The sequence below is a fragment of the Actinotalea sp. C106 genome (genome assembly GCF_023630195.1).
Taxonomy (GTDB): Bacteria; Actinomycetota; Actinomycetes; order Actinomycetales; family Cellulomonadaceae; genus Actinotalea.
On the sequence record NZ_JALPKN010000038.1, the window covers coordinates 1 to 17,419 of the forward strand.

General features: G+C 72.2%; 16 protein-coding genes. 7 read left to right on the forward strand and 9 right to left on the reverse strand.

Annotated features, from left to right (window positions below):
- A partial coding sequence (locus L0B03_RS04545) for a pseudouridine synthase (RefSeq protein WP_250444447.1) occupies positions 1 to 882 on the forward strand: 882 nt, incomplete at its 5' end.
- 5 nt (positions 883 to 887) lie between these two features.
- On the opposite strand, the gene L0B03_RS04550 is transcribed toward L0B03_RS04545, so the two are convergent.
- Together L0B03_RS04550 and L0B03_RS04555 are read right to left on the reverse strand one after the other, a co-directional pair.
- Positions 888 to 2,297 carry a DUF2252 domain-containing protein gene (locus L0B03_RS04550; protein WP_250444448.1) on the reverse strand — a complete coding sequence of 470 codons (1,410 nt, stop codon included), beginning with the start codon at positions 2,295 to 2,297 and terminating at the stop codon, positions 888 to 890.
- A gap of 92 nt (positions 2,298 to 2,389) precedes the next feature.
- Positions 2,390 to 3,337, reverse strand: a complete 948-nt coding sequence (locus L0B03_RS04555) for a hypothetical protein (protein WP_250444449.1) — start codon at positions 3,335 to 3,337, stop codon at positions 2,390 to 2,392.
- Between the two features lie 124 nt (positions 3,338 to 3,461).
- Between L0B03_RS04555 and L0B03_RS04560 the strand changes: the two genes are divergently transcribed.
- Genes L0B03_RS04560 through L0B03_RS04570 form a run of 3 tightly spaced genes read left to right on the forward strand, consistent with a single transcriptional unit; the run spans position 3,462 to position 5,448 of the window.
- Positions 3,462 to 3,827, forward strand: a complete 366-nt coding sequence (locus L0B03_RS04560; protein WP_250444450.1) for a GntR family transcriptional regulator — start codon at positions 3,462 to 3,464, stop codon at positions 3,825 to 3,827.
- A complete protein-coding gene (locus tag L0B03_RS04565; protein ID WP_250444451.1) occupies positions 3,824 to 4,741 on the forward strand; it encodes an ABC transporter ATP-binding protein in 918 nt (305 codons plus the stop codon). The genes L0B03_RS04560 and L0B03_RS04565 overlap by 4 nt, the downstream gene beginning before the upstream one ends.
- On the forward strand, positions 4,738 to 5,448 hold the full coding sequence (locus tag L0B03_RS04570) for a hypothetical protein (protein WP_250444452.1): 711 nt from the start codon (positions 4,738 to 4,740) through the stop codon (positions 5,446 to 5,448). Before L0B03_RS04565 ends, L0B03_RS04570 begins: the two co-directional genes overlap by 4 nt.
- Before the next feature lie 18 nt (positions 5,449 to 5,466).
- Here the strand turns inward: L0B03_RS04570 and L0B03_RS04575 are convergent, their stop codons facing one another.
- Together L0B03_RS04575 and L0B03_RS04580 are read right to left on the reverse strand one after the other, a co-directional pair.
- On the reverse strand, positions 5,467 to 6,195 hold the full coding sequence (locus L0B03_RS04575; RefSeq protein WP_250444453.1) for a class I SAM-dependent methyltransferase: 729 nt from the start codon (positions 6,193 to 6,195) through the stop codon (positions 5,467 to 5,469).
- Positions 6,196 to 6,263: 68 nt separating this feature from the next.
- Entirely contained in the window at positions 6,264 to 6,596 is a 333-nt protein-coding gene (locus L0B03_RS04580; protein ID WP_250444454.1) for a YciI family protein, read from the reverse strand.
- A gap of 67 nt (positions 6,597 to 6,663) precedes the next feature.
- Here L0B03_RS04580 and L0B03_RS04585 point away from each other — a divergent pair, with 67 nt between their 5' ends.
- On the forward strand, positions 6,664 to 6,981 hold the full coding sequence (locus L0B03_RS04585; RefSeq protein WP_250444455.1) for a hypothetical protein: 318 nt from the start codon (positions 6,664 to 6,666) through the stop codon (positions 6,979 to 6,981).
- Positions 6,982 to 7,004: 23 nt separating this feature from the next.
- On the opposite strand, the gene L0B03_RS04590 is transcribed toward L0B03_RS04585, so the two are convergent.
- The 5 genes from L0B03_RS04590 to L0B03_RS04610 all read right to left on the reverse strand — a co-directional run bounded on the left by L0B03_RS04590 (position 7,005) and on the right by L0B03_RS04610 (position 12,916).
- Positions 7,005 to 7,970 carry a PfkB family carbohydrate kinase gene (locus tag L0B03_RS04590; RefSeq protein ID WP_250444456.1) on the reverse strand — a complete coding sequence of 322 codons (966 nt, stop codon included), beginning with the start codon at positions 7,968 to 7,970 and terminating at the stop codon, positions 7,005 to 7,007.
- 181 nt (positions 7,971 to 8,151) lie between these two features.
- Entirely contained in the window at positions 8,152 to 8,529 is a 378-nt protein-coding gene (locus tag L0B03_RS04595) for a DUF2200 domain-containing protein (RefSeq protein WP_250444457.1), read from the reverse strand.
- Between the two features lie 59 nt (positions 8,530 to 8,588).
- Positions 8,589 to 9,824, reverse strand: a complete 1,236-nt coding sequence (locus tag L0B03_RS04600) for a sigma-70 family RNA polymerase sigma factor (protein ID WP_250444458.1) — start codon at positions 9,822 to 9,824, stop codon at positions 8,589 to 8,591.
- The gene (locus L0B03_RS04605; RefSeq protein ID WP_250444459.1) at positions 9,825 to 10,202 is read right to left on the reverse strand and encodes a YciI family protein; all 378 of its coding nucleotides are present in this window, start codon (positions 10,200 to 10,202) and stop codon (positions 9,825 to 9,827) included.
- A gap of 182 nt (positions 10,203 to 10,384) precedes the next feature.
- On the reverse strand, positions 10,385 to 12,916 hold the full coding sequence (locus L0B03_RS04610) for a family 43 glycosylhydrolase (protein ID WP_250444460.1): 2,532 nt from the start codon (positions 12,914 to 12,916) through the stop codon (positions 10,385 to 10,387).
- Positions 12,917 to 13,331: 415 nt separating this feature from the next.
- Between L0B03_RS04610 and L0B03_RS04615 the strand changes: the two genes are divergently transcribed.
- The gene (locus L0B03_RS04615; RefSeq protein WP_250444461.1) at positions 13,332 to 16,175 is read left to right on the forward strand and encodes a cation-transporting P-type ATPase; all 2,844 of its coding nucleotides are present in this window, start codon (positions 13,332 to 13,334) and stop codon (positions 16,173 to 16,175) included.
- Positions 16,176 to 16,288: 113 nt separating this feature from the next.
- Positions 16,289 to 17,419: serine hydrolase (locus tag L0B03_RS04620; protein ID WP_250444462.1), on the forward strand; the 1,131-nt coding region annotated here is incomplete at its 3' end.

Sequence of the window (17,419 nt, forward strand, 5' to 3'; positions counted from 1 at the left end):
GCCGCGCGGCTGTGCACCCCGCCCCGCGAGCGCGACCGCCCGGACCCGTGGCCGACGATGGGCGCGTGGCTGCGGCACCGGCTGCCCGTGCACGTCGACGTCCCCGGGATGCTCGCGCAGGGGCGCTTCGTCGACGAGGCCGGTCGCGCGGTCCTCGAGGACGATCGGTACGTGCCGCAACGGTTCGTGTGGTTCCACCGTGACCTGCGCGAGGAGCCGGAGGTGCCGGGTCGGGTCCGCATCATCCACCGGGACGAGCGCCTCGTGGTCGTGGACAAGCCCCCGTTCCTCGCCACGATCCCGCGGGGTGAGCACGTGCGGCAAAGCGTCGTCGTGCGGCTGCGCGCGGAGCTGGACCTGCCCGAGCTCTCCCCGCTGCACCGCCTGGACCGGATCACCTCAGGCCTGCTGATGCTGGCGACAGAGACCCGGTGGCGGGGCCCGTACCAGACGGCCTTCGAGCGACGCGCCGTCGACAAGACCTACCGGGCGCTCGCTCCGCTGCGGGCGGACCTGGAGCTGCCGGCGGTCGTGCGGAACCACATCCGCAAGGAGCGTGGCAGCTGGTGCGCCGAGGTGGTGCCCGGTGAGCCCGTCAACGCCGAGACCCTCGTCGAGCTCGAGGGCGAGGTGGACGGCCTCGGGGTCTACCGCCTGACCCCCCGCACGGGCCGGACCCACCAGCTGCGCCTGCACCTGCACGGGCTCGGCATCCCGATCGTCGACGACCCGTTGTACCCGGTGGTGCGGGACGTCTCGGTCGACGACTTCCGCCACCCCCTGCAGCTCCTCGCGGCTGAGGTCGCCTTCACCGACCCGGTCGACGGGCAGCCTCGGCGGTTCCGCAGCGGGCGGTCGCTGCCGCTGGCCTCCGAGGACTGACCGGGCTATGCGGCCGGCATCACGCCTCGCTTCACGGCCCGGACCAGCGCTGCGTGGTCGGCCTCCGTCTGGTCGGCGTAGGCACGGGCGAACCTGACCATCGCCCGGTCGAGCTTGCGGGACCCGCCCGCGTACCCGGCGATCATCGACGCGCCGCTGGTACGGGCGTGGCCCTTGCCCAGCAGATGGCCCACGATCCCGGCGTAGTCCGCCAGAGCCGCGGCGTCGATCCCGTCGAGGGGGACGGTGCCCTTCATGTTGCGGAACTGCCGGACGTAGTACTGCCGGCCGTCGGCGGTGGCCCACCCCAGGAGCGGGTCGCTCACGGTCTGCAGCGCCTGCTGGTACTCCACGACCCGCTGGCCCTGGTGCGCGTGCCACGCGCTGTCTCCGTGGACGAACGGTGCGAGCACGGATCGACGTGCCTGCTTGAGCTGGAGGAACAGCACGTCGTCGGGGGCGCTGCCCTCGAGCAGCGCGACGTAGGCCCGCAGCCCGACGCTGCCGACGCCGACCACCTTGTGGGCGATGTCGACGAGGGTGTAGCCGCCGACCAGCCGCCGCCAGTGCGGCGCGAGGGTCTCGAGGTACCCGTCCAGGGCTACCTCGAGGTGCTCGCGCTCGGGCTCGTGGACCTCGGTGATCAGGGGCGGCTCCTGCACGATCCGCCGCTGGCCCTGGTGCTCGTGGGTGAACCGTGGCAGGGCACGGTCGCTCGTCCGGTTCCGAGCCCGCCGGGCGGCCCGCGTGATCTCGGAGCGGAGGGTCTTGTCCGAGGCGGTCTCGTGGAGCTGCTTGACGTCGATCCGGTTGTACGAGCGCATCAGCAGGGGCTGCTCCGCCAGGAAGGCGACCTCCGCCCGGTAGGCCGCGACGCAGGACATCACGGCGTCGGCGCAGTGGTCCTCGCTCGTCGAGTTCTGACGGCCGGCCACCCAGATGCTCGCGACGAGCCGACGCAGGTCCCACTCCCAGGCGCCAGGGTGGGCCTCGTCGAAGTCGTTCAGGTCGATGACCAGCTCACCCTCGGGCGAGGCGTAGAAGCCGAAGTTGCCCAGGTGCGCGTCCCCGCAGATCACCGGGGTGATCCCGGTGGCCGGCAGCCCCGCGACGTCCTGGGCCATCACGATCGCCGCGCCCCGCAGGAAGCCGTACGGCGAGGTGATCATCCGGGCCACCCGGATGGGGACCAGGTCCTCGCGCCGCCCCTGGTGCGACTGCTGGATCAGCGCGATCGGGTCCGTCCGACCGTCCAGTGCGCTCCACTCCCCCAGCGACTTGCGGCCGACCTGCTGGCGCAGCCCCTTGCCGATGGCGAACCGCTCCGCGCGCGAGGTCGGCCGCTGGCGCAGCGAGCCGAAGGGCTCGCTCTTCGCCGCGGTCAGCACGGTGTGCCGTCGTGGACTCGTCGCCACACCCTCACCTCCAGTCGAAGCAGGGTCTCGTTGTACCAGACGGTGCCCCTCGAGGGACTCGAGCACGGGCGGCCCGGGCGGTCGGGGGGTGTTCAGCGCGCACGGCTGGGGGCCTGGCGCCGGTGGCGGCGCGGCACGTCGGGGGCGAACGGCGGGTAGTCGTCCGGGAGGTAGGCGGGCAGGAGCGCCGCGAGGTCGAAGGCAAGGTCTGCCAGAGTCCCGACCTGGTCGAGTGCGGTCGGCCCAGGAGCGTGCACGACGACGTCGCGCTCCTCCACCAAGAAGCGCAGCCCTGGCACCCCTGCGCCGTCGAGCCGTTCGAGGAGTCGGGGGCTGAGCACCTCATGAGCGAACCGGGCGTCCGCGCACCGGACGCGCCACCGCTCGTTGATGCCGTGGGACTCCACGGCGATGTCCTGCCCGCCCAGGGCTCGCAGCACCCGATCCCAGCCCGCCATCGGCGTCACGCTGAGCGCGGGGAAGCGTCGCGGGCCAGCCACCATCACCGCGTGCCTCGTCCACCTGTCGACACCCCATCGAGGGCCCATCGTCATCGAGGCGACCTCACCTCGTGGCCCGGTGCGCCGCAGGACGTCCGTCGCGTGGCCGCTGGCGGGGCGACTGCGCGCGCGCCACCGCGAGGACAGTGCGCTCGAGCGCGGCGCGTAGGACCAGCCGTTCGCCTCGGACCAGGCGCGCATCCCGGCGCGGTGCCGCGCGAGGCGACGCCGGTGCCACGGCGTCCCGATCGCCACGAGAAGGAGGATCGCGAGGCCCATCGACAGCGCGACGGAGAGGACGACAGGGTCGTCCGGGCTCACCCCTTGGTCGGGCCCGCCTCGGACGAACGCCACGACGAGCAGTGCCGCGAGGTAGCAGCCCGCCCCGAGAAGACCGGCCAAGGCGAGCCCCAGGCCCAGGAGCGTTCCCCCCAGAGCGAGCGCCCGCCAGACCGGGATCCCGCCCTCGCGCACGGAGCGGTGCAGTCCCCCGAGGATGCCGAGGGCCAGCGGTTCGCGCTCGTCGCTCGGTGTTCCCATGGCTCGCTCATCGGCACGTACGTGGGCTCACCCAAGCGCGACATCCCGCAGGTTCCGGACCCCTCGTTCGCCGATCCCCTAGGTCCATAGGTCCATTAGTCCACTAATGGGGTACGGTGGTGCCATGTTCACGGAGGACGCACCGATCTTCCAGCAGCTCGCTGCCCGGATCGCCGACGACATCGTCGCTGGGGTCCACCCCGAGGAGTCGCCCGTGCCGTCGGCGACGGACCTCGCGGTGTTCCACCAGATCAACCCCGCGACGGCGAGCAAGGGCGTCAACGTCCTGGTCGACCTCGGGGCGCTCTACAAGAAGCGAGGCATCGGGGTCTTCGTGGCCACCGGGGCCCGCGAGCTCCTCCGCACCAGCCGACGGGCCGAGTTCCGGCGGCAGTACGTCGAGCCTCTCGTGCGGGAGGCCCGCGCGCTGGACATCGACCACGCCACCCTCCGCCAGATGATCGACGACGAGGAATCGAGCCAACAGTGACGAACGCCATCGACATGCAGGCGGTGAACCGGAGGTTCGGCGACGCCATCGCCCTCGACGCCGTGGACGTGACCGTGCCCGAGGGCTCGATCTGCGGCCTGCTGGGACGCAACGGCGCCGGCAAGGCGACGATGATGTCGATCATCGCCGGCCAGGACCGCCCCTCCTCCGGACGGGTCGAGGTGCTGGGCCAGGAGCCGTTCGAGAACGAGTCGGTCCTGGCGATGCTCAGCTTCGTCCGCGACAACCAGCGGTACCCCGACGACTACCGGCTGCACCACGTGCTGCGGATCGCCCCCGACTTCGCACCGCACTGGAGCGACGAGGTCGCCGCCGAGCTCGTCGACGGCTTCCGCGTCCCGGCGAGGACGCCCATCAAGAAGTTCTCGCGCGGGCAGCTCTCGTCGGTCGCGATCGTCCTGGGCCTGGCCTCCCGCGCCCCGGTCACGCTCCTCGACGAGCCCTACCTCGGCCTCGACGTCACGGCGCGAGCCCTGTTCCACGACATGCTCCTGCGTGACTACGCCGCGCACCCCCGCACCATCGTGCTCTCCACCCACCTGGTGCAGGAGTCCGAGGCCCTGTTCGACCGGGTCGTGATCCTCGACGGCGGCAAGGTCCGCGTGAGCAGCGAGGCCGACGACGTCCGCGACCTCGCCTTCACCCTCAGCGGCGCCGCCGACGTGGTCCAGGGCCTCATCGCCCGCTCGACGGTGCTCAGCACCCACACGGTGGCCGGGCTGATGTCCGCCACGGTCTGGGGAGCCGTCGACGACGAGGCCCGCACCCGGGCCCGTGACCTCGGAGCCCGCATCGCACCGGCCTCCCTGCACGAGCTCGTGGCGGCCATCGGAGAGCACGACCCCGCACCGGCCGACCCCGCCCACGACGAGCAGAAGGGTGTGCGCGCATGAGCGCCGTCATCTCCACCGTCAAGCTGCACCTGAACAGGCGCGAGACGACGTTCCTCGTGCCCCTCTACATCACCGGGATGGTGGCGGTCTTCTCCGTCCTGATCTCGTTGGTGTTCTGGCGGTCAGGTAGCCAGCCAGGCTCCGCCGAGTGGATACAGGGGTCCCAGAGCAACCCGGGCATCGTGTACGCGCTGCTCAGCTTCCTCGTGTACCTCGGTGTGTCCTCGGTCGCGACGACCTTCCCCTTCGCGCTGACCCTCGGGGCGACCCGGCGCTCGTTCACCGTCGGGACGCTCCTCTGGGCGGCGATCACCTCCGCATACGTCGCCGCGATCCTCGCTGTGCTGAGCGTGGCCGAACGGGCGACCGACCACTGGTTCGTCGGGTTCTACGTCTTCGACGTCCACGTGCTGGGTGCAGGCGACATCGGCCGACTCGTCACCATCGTCTTCCTCGGGGTGCTGACCGCCCTGACGGTGGGCGGCGTCTTCGCCTCGGCATGGGTGCGCTTCGGTGCACGCGGCCCGCAGCTCATCGCTGCCGGCGTCGTGATCGTGCTCGCGGCAGCCCTGATCGTCCTGGTCCCCGCTGCGGCAGGGATCGCCGAGGCCTTCCAGCTCTGGTGGCTGGCCGTGGCCGCGCTCGTGGCGATCGCCCTGTCCTCCACCGGGACGTGGCTCCTGCTGCGCCCGGCCGTGGTGCGCTGAGCCGGGCGAACCAAGGCTCTAGGCCCGCCCCGCGAGGTAGAGCCACGCCCGGCCTGGCGCGTACGCGTGGTCGCGCACGTCCAGGACGTCGAGCCCGCAGTGCCGTAGCGACTCCTCGCTGGCCGGGCGCGAGCGGAACCGGAGCGTCGACGTGGACTCGAACCGGGCGCCGTCGGCGTGGAAGATCGTCGGGGACTCGAAGGTGACGAGCTCGCCGTCGACCTGGGTGACCTCGACCCAGTCCTCGACCAGACCGTGGCCCGGGACCTCCACGACCTGGTGGGTGGCCTGCTTGGTCCACCCCTCCCACGCCCGTGCCTCGGGCCGTCGAGCCTCGAAGACGAGGGTGCCGCCGGGACGCAGCGCGCGACGGATCGCGTCGAGCGTGGCGTGCCACTCGTGATCCTCGAGGAACACCTGGGCCACGTTCGCCGTCATCGTGGCCGCATCGACCTGAAGGCTGGGAAGGTCGTCGACGGTGCCGACGATCCACCGGACGTCGTCAGCCCCGGCCTTGGACCGGGCCACCTGCACGGAGGCCGCTGCCGGGTCGAGCCCGGTGACGTCGAGCCCCCGCGAGGCCAGCCGCAGGGCGAAGGTCCCGGTGCCGCACCCGACGTCCAGAACGCTGCGTGCTCCCAGCTCGTCGGCCACGATGGTTTCGTAGGCGTCCAGGTCGCTGCGGTCAGGGTCGAGCGGGTCGTAGACCGCGGCAAGCCGCGGCTCGGCAAAGATCGGGTCAGGCACTCCGGCAGGGTAGGTGGCGGGGCAGGACCACGTCGCGCGCATTCTCCTGCGCCGCTTGGGACCCCAGGTCAGTCGCCCAGGAACGCGCGCAGCTCGACCTTGCGGTTGCAGTGCTTCGACCCCTCGGCGGCGAGCTCGAGCGCGACGTTCGGGTCCGGCGCGTCGATGATCCAGAAGCCGCTGACGTGCTCCTTGGTGTCGTGCAGCGGGCCGTCCGTCAGCAGGGCCTCCTCAGCACCACGGTGGTCGACGACCGTCGCCGTGCTGGGCGCCACCAGACCGCCGGCGAAGATCCAGTACCCCGCGGCCCGGAGCCGCTCGTTGAACGCGTCGACCGCAGCGAGCTCGGTCGGTGTGGCGGAGCTGGTCTCCTCGTCGATCACCGAGATCAGGAACTTCATGTCGAGTCCTTTCGCACAGCTGCCGACCGACGTTGCCTAGTGCCCCTCAGCAGGGCACGCTGGTCATATGGACCAGAAGGCCAGTGTGCCCGGCCGCGTGGCCCTGTTCCACGGGTGGGCGGAGTCACCGCTCTGGTACCGGACGCCAGGGGACCTCGGGCCGGTCGACCTGACGGGCCTGCCGATCTCGCCCGAGCTGCGCGAGCGTCTCCTGGCCTGGAACGAGTTCGCCGACGTGACCATGTCAGCGAACGGCTACGAGTGGCCGAGCACGAGCGTCGAGGCCGAGTTCCTCGCCCAGGGTTCGATCCTCGCCGAGGCGCTCCGCGAGGAGCTCGGCATCGAGGTCGAGTACCGGCGGGATGCGGATAGCGGCGGCCGCTGACCCTGCCGAGGCATCCCGGACGATCACGAGAGACCGTCGCGCCGGCTCCCCCGCCGCGCAGCTTCATCGTTGGCGCGTGCCTCGTCGGCGAGACGAAGCACTCGACCCCTGCCCAGGCCCGGTCGGCCACCGAGGTGGTCGACCGTGAGCGCCGCCGCCGACGAGGCCCACCATCCCGCGGTCACCCCGTCCCGCCCGTCGAGCAACGCGGCGACCAGCCCTGTGACGAAGGCGTCGCCACCGCCCGTGGGGTCGACAGGCCGGTCGCCCAGCAGGGGCATGAGGACCTCGGCCGTTCCGCGCTCCTCCCGGCTGACGACGAGGTTGCCGCCACCAGGCACCGCGAGCGCGACCAGCCGTGGGCCGCGCGCGAGCAGCCCGTACGCCGCGTCACGCACGTCCTCGGCGTCGCCCGGCAGCTGGCTGGTCAGGGCGCCCGCCTCGTCAACGTCGGCCCGCACCACGTCCGCCAGGGCGAGCGTCTGCTCGTCATCCGCGGGACCGTCGAGCACGGTCAGCGCACCGCCTCGTCGCGCGACGTCGAGCGCCTCTCGGACGGCCTCGGGTGGTTGCGCGGCATCCACCAGCACGGCACGGGCAGAGCGGATGACCGGGGTCGCTGCGCGGACGTCGGCGCAGGTCAACCGCACGGATTCGGGCACGTGCTCGAGGAGGCGACGCGCACCGCCTGCCTCGACGACGTCGACGACCAGCGCCGTCGCCGCTCCCTCCCGCAGCACGAGCCCCCGGACGTCCAGGCCGTCATCACGTGCCCGGGCGAGTACCCAGGCGCCGTCGTCGTCATCCCCCACGACGCCCACCACCCCGGCCGTCAAGCCCATCTGGCGTGCCCCGACGGCCTGGTTCACGGCGCCGCCGAGGAGCTCCAACCGCTGCTCCACCTCGGTCGAGCTACCCGCATCCGGCAGGGCGCGCACGGCCACGACCAGATCGCGGCCGACGAGACCGCAGACCACGACGTCGAGCATGCAAGACCTCCCAGGCCGAGGGGCAGACCGACCAGTCTCGACGTCGGCCGCCATCGACGCACGCCGAGGCTCCAGCTCGCGACCGGCACTCCGGATGCGCGCCCCGCTGAGAAGTGGCTCACTGCGGGGCGCGCATCGCGGGCACGACTCGGGCCGACCGCTCGCCAGTGGGGGCGCACGATCACGAAGACGTGTTCGTTCCGGCTCCCCCACCGCGCAGGATCGACGTCATCTTCTTGCCACGAGCGACCTCGTCGACCAGCTTGTCCACGTACCGGATCTGCTGCATCAGCGGGTCCTCGATCTCCTCGACACGGATGCCGCAGATCACCCCGGTGATGAGCGAGGCGTTCGGGTTCATCGCCGGCGCCTGGGCGAAGAAGGTCTCCAGGTCGACCTCGGTCTCGATGACCCGCTCGAGGCCAGTGGCGTCGTAACCGGTGAGCCAGGAGATGACGGTGTCGACGTCCTGCCGGGTGCGGCCCTTGCGCTCGACCTTGGCCAGGTAGTGCGGGTAGATGCTCGCAAAGCTCATGTCGAAGATCCGGTGCCGCGCCATGATCCACCTCCCGTGTCGTGGAGCAGGTGCGAGGCTACCCGGCACGCCTCCGCGCACCCCTAGCCGATCAACGCCGCCGCCCGTGCCTCGAGGTACCGACGCTCAGGCTCGCTGCGGGTCCCCCGCGAGGCCGTGAGGTACTCGACGACCGCGGCGGTCAGGTCCCCGGACCGCTCGAGCAGGTGGGCGCGGACGGCGTGCGTGCGGTGGTGATCGACGAGCACCGGGTCGTCCGCCACGAGGTCCAGCTCGAGCAGCCCGGTCGCCGGGTCGTGCGCCATCGCCACCGCCACCACGCGGCTGAGGGTCACCATCGGGCCGGGGGCCGTCGTGAGCAGGAGGTCGTACAGGGCGAGCACCTGCGGCCAGTCGGTGTCGGCGGCGGTCGCAGCCTCGGCGTGCACCGCGGCGATCGCCGCCTGGAGCTGGTACGGGCCGAGACGCTCCCGGGCGAGCGCCCCGGTGACGAGCGCGATGCCCTCGTCGATGAGCCCTCGGTCCCAGGTCGTCCGGTCCTGCCGGTCGAGCGGCACGAGAGACCCGTCCGGGGCGACGCGGGCCGGGCGGCGCGCCCCGGTGAGCAGCATCAGCGCGAGGAGGCCCTGCACCTCACCACGCACGGGCTCGAGGGCCGAGGCGTGAGTCGCGCGGGCCACGAGCATCCGGGTCAGCCGGATCGCCTCAGCGGTCAGGTCCACACGTGTCACGGCGGTGCCCGAGCTGGCGGCATGGCCCTCGGTGAAGACCAGGTAGAGGACGGCAGCGACCGCCTCGACCCGGCCGGGCAGGTCCGTGGCCACGGGCAGCACGAACCGTGCTCCGGCCCGGCGGATCGCCGCCTTGGCCCGGCTGATCCGCTGAGCGACCGTGGCCTCGGGCACGAGCAGCCCGCGGGCGATCTCTGCGGTGGTCAGCCCGCCGACGGCGCGCAGGGTGAGGGCGACCTGCGACGGCGGGGTGAGCGCGGGGTGGCAGCACAGCAGGAGCAGCTCGAGCGAGTCGTCCTGCTCGGCCCCCGCGGCCCGGTGGTCCTCGTCGGGGTGCGCGAGGTGCTCCCGGCTGCGTCGCGCCGAGTCCCGCCGCCACTGCTCCACCAGACGCCGGCTGGCCACGGTGACCAGCCATCCGCGCGGGTTGCCGGGGATCCCCTCCCGCGGCCACTGCGTCGCCGCGGCGAGCAACGCCTCCTGGACGGCGTCCTCGGCCGCACCGAAGTCGGTGGTGCGACGCGCGACAGCCCCGAGGGCCTGCGGCGCGAGCTCCCGCAGCAGGCCCTCGAGGCTGTCGCCGACCACTCAGGCGTCCGGCGTCGAGTAGTCCATCACCGGCCGGATCTCGACGTCACCAGCTCCGGCGGCGACCTCGGGGATCCGCGCAGCGATCTCGACCGCTCGCTCCCTGGACGTCACGTCGACGAGGTAGTATCCCGCGAGCATCTCCTTCGACTCGGCGAAAGGGCCGTCGCTGGTCACGAGCGCACCCGAGCGCAGGCTCACCACGGTCGACGTCGAGTCGTCGGCGAGGGCCTCCGCGGAGACCAGCTCGCCGGCGGCCGCGAGGTCGGAGTTCAGCTCGACGTAGGCCTGCAGCCCCGCGGCCTGGACCTCCTGCGGCATCGCCGCGAACTCCGCCCGTGCCGCCCGGTTCTGGTGGATGAGGATGAGGTACTTCATCGGGATGCTCCCTTGGCCGGACCCGCCGGGGATCGGCGAGCTCTCACCTGACGGTCGAAGCCGACGCCCCATTCTCGACATCCCGACAGAGCTACGTCACCCCCCCGTGGACCTGGGAGACGCCGAGGCTCCGGTGCCGGTCGGAGGCCGGGCGCGGGACACCCCCGCACCCGACCTCACCGTCACCCGCAGCTGGCCGCCGCGTACGGTGCGGTCAGCGTGCGTGCGGCGGCGTCACCGGAGACCGGCTCCACCACGACCGACACGATCCCCTCGGCGACCGACGACGACCTGCTCGAGAACGCCTGCGAGACGCTCCTGCCCGCGGCCAGCCGGGCGACCGTCTTCGACCCGTGGTCCGAGGTCACCGTGAGCCGGACCGCCACGTCGTCCTCGTTCGTCTGGGTCGCCGTGACCACGACCTTGCCAGCCACGCACCGAGTCGAGGCGACCACTGCCACATCCAGTGCCTGGTCAGGCGCGTCGACGTGCCGCGGCAGCCATTGCTGGGGCGGGTCGAGGTTGGCGATCGGCCGGATGGCCCGCACCGCCCCGACGACCTCGGTCCCGATGACACCGGCCTCGTTCACGATCTCCAGGGCGAGGTTGGTCGCCGGGGAGGAGAAGCGCAGGAAGCCGTGCCCGGTGTCCTCGACGAACCATCGCTGCAGCTCGTCGGAGGGGTCGCACGCGGCGAGGACCGTCGGCGTGCCCGGTGCACCCGAGCCGTCGGCGAGGGCGACGCAACGCTCGGGCGACGTGCCCGCCGCGACCAGACGGAACGCCCCCTCCGGGGCCGCGTCCAGACGCCAGACCTGCTCCACGACGTCGTCCGCGCAGGCATCCTGGACCACGCCGGCCTCGTCGGCCGTGAGGCACTGGGTCCCCGGGACCGGGTTCTGGAGCTGGTCCTCGTTCGAGACGGGGACCACCGCCGTCGCCCCGTTCCCCGACGGCGAGGAGTCGACGACCTCCTGCCCGCCCTCCTCGTCGAATCGGTACCACGCAACGTCACCGCCGCCGACCGCGCTGCCTCCGCCAGGCTCGGCGGTGAGCGCCGCCATCTCGGAGGCGGAGAGGGCGCGGCTGAAGATGTTGACGTCGTCGACCGAGGCGTTGAGCAAGGGGTCGGCGCTGAACTGCGACCGGCCGATCCAGTTGTTCGAGGTGAAGCCCAGGTCGGCCGGGCGCAACGTGTAGCTCGTGTTCTGGCGCACCGCCTGACCGTCGACCCACAACGTCCCGGTCGTGCCGGTCGCCGAGACCGCGACATGGGTCCACGCGGTGCCTACCGAGACGCTGTTGCCTGAGCCGGGAACCGTGTGACCACGCCCGTCGGCGAGCCTGATCTCCGAGCGCAGCCCCGTGGGGGTCGCGGCGGCCGCCGGGGTGAGGAACATGAAGTTCTCGGTGCTGTCGCCGAAGTCGAAGAGCCGCGCCCAGTCGTTGCCCTGGGTGCTGCCACGCTTGACCCACATCGAGATCGTGAAGTCCCCGTCCAGGTCGCTGACGATCCCGTCGGGCATGTCGACGTAGCCGACCGGGCTCCCCCCGTTGAGCTGGAGGCCGGTGCCGAACCCGGGCGGGCCGGCGACGCGTGGCACCTCAGGCATGGTGAAGCTCGTCGCCTCGGTGACGAGCTGGACGTGGTCGCCGTCGGCCAGGTCGTAGGCGCCGCCGTCCCCGTCCGAGAAGAACGGCCACCCGTCCCGCCACTCCATGGGCCGGATCCCGAGGGTGTTGTTCGGCAGGTAGGCGTGGTAGACGAGGTAGGTGACGTCGTCCTCGGTGAACACGTCGGCCCCGCCCGGCGCACGGTAGAGCCCGGCGGGCGTGACGCCCTCGGCCGACTGTCGCGTATCGAGGATGACGCTGCCCCCACCCTCGTCCAGGCGGACGCCGGCCTGGTCCACGTAGGGGCCGGTGATCTCGGTGGACCGCCCGACGGCGACCTTGTACGTCGAGCTCGCCCCCGAGCAGCACTTGTCCCAGCTCAGCACCAGGTAGTAGTAGCCGTCGCGGTAGAAGATCGCGGGGCCCTCGACCGGGTTGTCGTCCGCCTGTCGCGAGGCGATCAGGGTCGGCTCGCCGACGACGCCGGTGAGGCCCTCGTCGAGCTGCTGGATGGCGATGCCGTCCCAGAAGGAGCCCCAGACGATCCACCACGTGCCGTCGGTGTGCTCGATGACGACCGGGTCGATCGCGTTGACGTCGAGCGTCTGGGGTCCCGTGGCGAGGCTGCCGGAGGTGATGACCGGTCGACCGAGGTCGACGTAGCTGCTCGGCACCGCGGGGGTCTTGGTCGTCTTGAGTCCGATCGCCGAGTCCGAGGACCCGAAGCTCGACTGCGAGTAGTAGTAGTAGAACGTGTCCCCGATCTTCTGCAGGTGCGGGGCCCACAACGTCGTCGAGTTGGGGACGCTGGTGGTCCACGGGGCGCGCGACACGTTCCCGGCGGTCGTCCACGGGCCGTTCATGGTGGGCGCCGTGCGGATCGAGTTGTGCGAGGCGGCGACGACGTAGAGTCCCGCGGCCTCGTCGTAGATCATCGTGGGGTCGTGGACGGAGACGTTCCCCGTGAGCGGGAGCTGACCCACCGGCGTGGGCTCGGGCGGTTCGTCCTCGGCCTGAGCCGGCATGGCGCTCAGCGAGAGCCCGAGACCCAGCGCCACCAGGGCGGCCAGCCCCGAGGCGTGCAGACGAGAGGTGCGCATCGCAGTTCTCCTGTGTTCGACGTCGTTGTCGTTCCGGAGCCGAAGCCGAAGCCGTGATCTCCGCCCCGTCTACATCGTTGTAGAACTGCCGAGACTCGTGTCCGAGAGAGAACAACGATGTGGGGCGATGTTAGGGCTAACAACGGGACTCGTCAACGGTTGCCAATACAAGCGCGCCGCAGCAAGGCTGCGACCGACGAGCTGGACGTCCTGTCGAAGGTCGAGCAGATGGCCGCCCCGGACCGCGCGGTGGCCTAGCTGAGCTCCGCGGCCGAGGCCAGCATCATCGCGCTCGTGAAGAGGACCGCAGGCTGAGCACGCCTCGCAGCACTATCGGTGCGAGTCTGGTGCTGCGCCAGCCGTCGGTCGACGCGGGGCTGACGCCCACCCGGCACGGACGCAGCGGAGGACCTCGATGCCACCCAGCACACCCACGACGGCCGAGGGCACACCCCCGGCCCCGCCCTCCGACGCCCCGGCCTGGCACACGCTGGCACCTGACGAGGTCGCGACCCGGCTCGGCGTCGACCCACGTCATGGCCTGGACGAGAGGCAGGTCGGCGAGCGGCTGGCCGAGCACGGCCGCAACGAGCTGACCCAGGAAGCCGGGGTGCCGACCTGGCGCAAGATCCTCAAGCTCCTCACCGAGCCGATGACCGTCGTCCTGATCCTCGCGGCCGTGGTGAGCGCCGTGGTCACCCGGGAGATCGAGACGCCGATCGTCATCCTCGTGGTGGTGACCTTCAACGCCGTGCTCAACCTGGTCCAGGAGCGCCGCGCGGAGGACAGCCTCCAGGCCCTCGAGGACATGACCGTGACCCGAGCGCGGGTCCGGCGCGGCGGGCGGGTCACCGAGGTGGACGCACCGGACCTCGTGCCCGGGGACGTCGTGCTGCTCGAGGCCGGTGACGTGGTCCCCGCGGACGGGCGCGTCGTCGAGGCGGCGGGGCTCGAGGTGCAGGAGGCCGCGCTGACCGGCGAATCCGCCCCCGTGACCAAGGAGGCAGACGCCCACCCGCCCGCAGACGCCCCCCTCGGGGACCGCGTCGACATGGCCTACATGAGCACCGCCGTCACCCGCGGCCGAGGCGTCCTGGTGGTCACCGCGACGGGCATGGGCACCGAGATCGGCCGCGTCGCGGGGCTGCTCGACGCGGCCGGCCAGGAGCAGACACCCCTGCAGCGGCAGATCGCCCAGCTCGCCATGTTCCTCAGCATCGTCGCGGGCGTGGTGGTCGCGATCGTCTTCGGCCTCGGGCTGATCGCTGGCACCCCGGTGGCCGACCTCTTCCTCACCGCCGTCGCCCTGGCCGTCGCGACCATCCCCGAGGGGCTCACCGCCGTCGTCGCCTTCACCCTCGCGATGGGTGCCGCCCGCCTCGCCCGCCGAGGCGCGATCATCAAGAGCCTCTCCTCGGTCGAGACCCTCGGCTCGACCGCGCACATCGCGACCGACAAGACCGGCACCCTGACCCTCAACCAGATGACCGCCCGGGAGCTCTTCGCCGAGCAGCGCCTGTTCCGGATCAGCGGCGAGGGGTACAGCACCGACGGCGCCCTGGAGGTCACCGGTGACGGACCGACGCCCGACGTACGTGCGGCTCTGCTGAGCATGGCCCTGGCCAGCGAGGCCGTGGTGCGCGACGGCGAGCTCGTCGGCGACCCGACCGAGGGCGCCCTGGTGGTCCTGGCCGAGAAGGGCGGGCTCGACGTCGACGCGGTGCGGCGCCACTGGCCACGGGCCGCAGAGATCCCCTTCGACTCCGACCGCAAGTACATGGCGACCTTCCACCACTGGGCCACCTCCCCCCTCGACGTCGGCGAAGACCCCGGCGGGCAGGACGACGGCGCCCGCGCGTGGGTGCGGGACCTTGCCCCGCAGGACACCGACCGCACCCGCCTGTTCGTCAAGGGCGGCCCCGACATCGTGCTGGCCAGGTGCACCCTGCTCGACACCCCCGAGGGCGTGATCGACCTCGACGACGCCCAGCGCGACCGGCTGCGCAGCCTCAACGAGGAGATCGGCTCCCGGGGGCTGCGCGTCCTGGCCGTCGCGCACCGGGACCTCTCCCCCACGGAGATCGACCTCGAGACGGCCGGCGACGCCACCGCCGACGAGCTCGGCGAGCACGTGCGCGGCCTGACCCTGCTCGCCTTCGTCGGGATCGTCGACCCGCCCCGCCCCGAGGTGCGGGATGCCATAGCGACGGCCCACCAGGCCGGGATCGTGGTCCACATGGTCACCGGGGACCACGTCGGCACGGCCTCCGCGATCGCCGAGGACCTCGGGCTGCACGGCGAGGCCGTCTCGGGCCCCGAGCTCGACGGCATGGACGACGAGACCCTCGCCCAGCAGGCCGGCGGCTACGCGGTCCTCGCGCGGGTGAGCCCCGAGCACAAGATCCGCATGGTCGACGCGCTGCAGGCCGACGGCTCGGTGGTCGCGATGACCGGCGACGGCGTCAACGACGCCCCGGCGCTCAAGCAGGCCGACATCGGGATCGCCATGGGCATCACCGGGACCGAGGTGTCCAAGGGCGCGGCCTCGATGATCCTGACCGACGACAACTTCGCGACCATCGTCTCGGCCGTCCGCGAGGGGCGCGGCATCTACGACAACGTCGTGAAGTTCGTGCGGTTCCAGATCGCGACCTCGTGGGGGTTCGTGATCATCTTCCTCACGGCCGGGATCGCGGGGATCGCCGGCGGCGCCCCCTTCACGGCCCTGCAGGTGCTGTGGGTCAACATCATCATGGACGGTCCGCCGGCCATGGCCCTGGGCCTGGACAGGCCCGAGCCCGACGTCATGGATCGGCCCCCACGCCGCACCGGGGAACCGATCCTGACCCGCCCCCGCGTGGCGCGGATCATCCTCTCGGCCGTCGTCATGGGGGTCGGCACCTTGGCCGTCCTCGTCCTGGCACCCGGCCCCGCCCCCAGCCACGGCGTGGCGACCACCGCGGGGACCATGGCCTTCACCACCTTCGTGCTGTTCCAGCTGCTGAACCTGCTCAACGTGCGCAGCCGCGAGCGCACCGTGTTCCACCGCCGCACCCTGACCAACCGCACCCTGTGGATCGCGCTGCTCACCGTGCTCGTGCTGCAGGTCGCCGTGGTGCACCTGCCGCTCCTGCAGGGCTTCTTCAGCACCACCGCACTCACCGTGACCCAGTGGGGGGTCGCGGCGGGCGTGGCCTCCTCGGTGCTGTGGGTCGAGGAGGCGCGCAAGGCGATCAGCCGCCGACGCCACCGCGGGTGATCCGTGAGGTCGTCACGGGCCGACCTGCAGCCACGCGTCCTCAGCCTGATCTGCTACCTCTCCCGCAGCTGACCAGCGATGAGTTCGGCCCCCGGGCCGGGTCTGCCGAAGGCATGGACACCACCTTCGACCCCACCGCCGTCGTCGACCTCGTCAACGCGCAGGTGCGCAACGGACGACTGCCCGGGGCGGTCCTCGGGCTGCGGCACGCCGGACGCACGCACCTGCACGCCGTCGGGGCACGGTCCCTGGGCGAGCCTGGGGCCATGACCGTGGACACCACCTTCCGGATCTCCTCGCTCACCAAGCCCCTCGCCGGCGCGCTGACCCTGTCCCTCGTCGCTGACGGGACCCTGGGACTGGACGACCCCGTGACGCGGTGGTTGCCCGAGCTCGCCGACCTGCGCGTGGTCCGGGACCTCGAGGGACCGCTCGGGGACACGGTGCCCGCCGAGCGGGCGCCGACCGTCCGGGAGCTCCTGACGATGACGGCCGGCTTCGGATGGGTGCCGGGGGACGGGCCCCTCGTGGAGGCCGTTCGGGCGAGCGGGATCGGCCCGAGCCCCTTCAGTCCCGAGGTCTCCCCCGAGGTGTACCTGCGCCGGCTGGCCGCCCTGCCCCTCGCCGCCCCGCCGGGGGCCGGGGCCTGGTACCACATGACCTTCGACGCCCTGGGGGTGCTGCTCGCCCGTGCCACCGGGCGGCCCTTGCCGCAGCTGCTCGCCGAACGCCTGACCGGGCCGCTGGGGCTCGTCGACACCGGCTTCACGGCCGACCCTGGACGGACGGCCGCCTGCTACCTGCCCACCGCTGACGGCTCCGGGCTCGACCCGTTCCCTGGCCCACCGGTCGACGTGGACCCGGTGTTCCCGAGCCTGGCCACCGGGATGCTCTCGACCGCCCCGGACCTGCTCGCCGCCCTGACTGCCCTCGCCGCCGGTGGAGCCCCCGTCCTGGACCCGGCCCATGTCGAGCTGCTCACCACGGACGCCCTGACCGACGAGCAGCGCCGCTCGCGGGGCTCCACGGCGATCCTCGAGCCGGGGTGCTCCTGGGGCCTCGGCGCGGGGGTCGACCTCGAGGCGGGCACGGGTGGCCGGGCACCGGGACGATGGGGGTGGATCGGGGGGACGGGCACCGCGGCGTACGTCGACCCGACCCGCGACCTCGTCGTGGTGCTGCTCACGGGGCGAGGGCTCGCCGGACCGCACGACAGCCCCAGCGCCGTGCTCGAGGCCGCGGCC

Coding starts and splice junctions, on each gene's coding strand:
- L0B03_RS04560 (WP_250444450.1), top strand. CDS start 3,462: ATGTTCACGGAGGACGCACCGATCTTCCAGCAGCTCGCTGCCCGGATC.
- L0B03_RS04595 (WP_250444457.1), bottom strand. CDS start 8,529: ATGGCGCGGCACCGGATCTTCGACATGAGCTTTGCGAGCATCTACCCG.
- L0B03_RS04605 (WP_250444459.1), bottom strand. CDS start 10,202: ATGAAGTACCTCATCCTCATCCACCAGAACCGGGCGGCACGGGCGGAG.
- L0B03_RS04585 (WP_250444455.1), top strand. CDS start 6,664: ATGGACCAGAAGGCCAGTGTGCCCGGCCGCGTGGCCCTGTTCCACGGG.
- L0B03_RS04555 (WP_250444449.1), bottom strand. CDS start 3,337: ATGGGAACACCGAGCGACGAGCGCGAACCGCTGGCCCTCGGCATCCTC.
- L0B03_RS04590 (WP_250444456.1), bottom strand. CDS start 7,970: ATGCTCGACGTCGTGGTCTGCGGTCTCGTCGGCCGCGATCTGGTCGTG.
- L0B03_RS04580 (WP_250444454.1), bottom strand. CDS start 6,596: ATGAAGTTCCTGATCTCGGTGATCGACGAGGAGACCAGCTCCGCCACA.
- L0B03_RS04570 (WP_250444452.1), top strand. CDS start 4,738: ATGAGCGCCGTCATCTCCACCGTCAAGCTGCACCTGAACAGGCGCGAG.
- L0B03_RS04615 (WP_250444461.1), top strand. CDS start 13,332: ATGCCACCCAGCACACCCACGACGGCCGAGGGCACACCCCCGGCCCCG.
- L0B03_RS04610 (WP_250444460.1), bottom strand. CDS start 12,916: ATGCGCACCTCTCGTCTGCACGCCTCGGGGCTGGCCGCCCTGGTGGCG.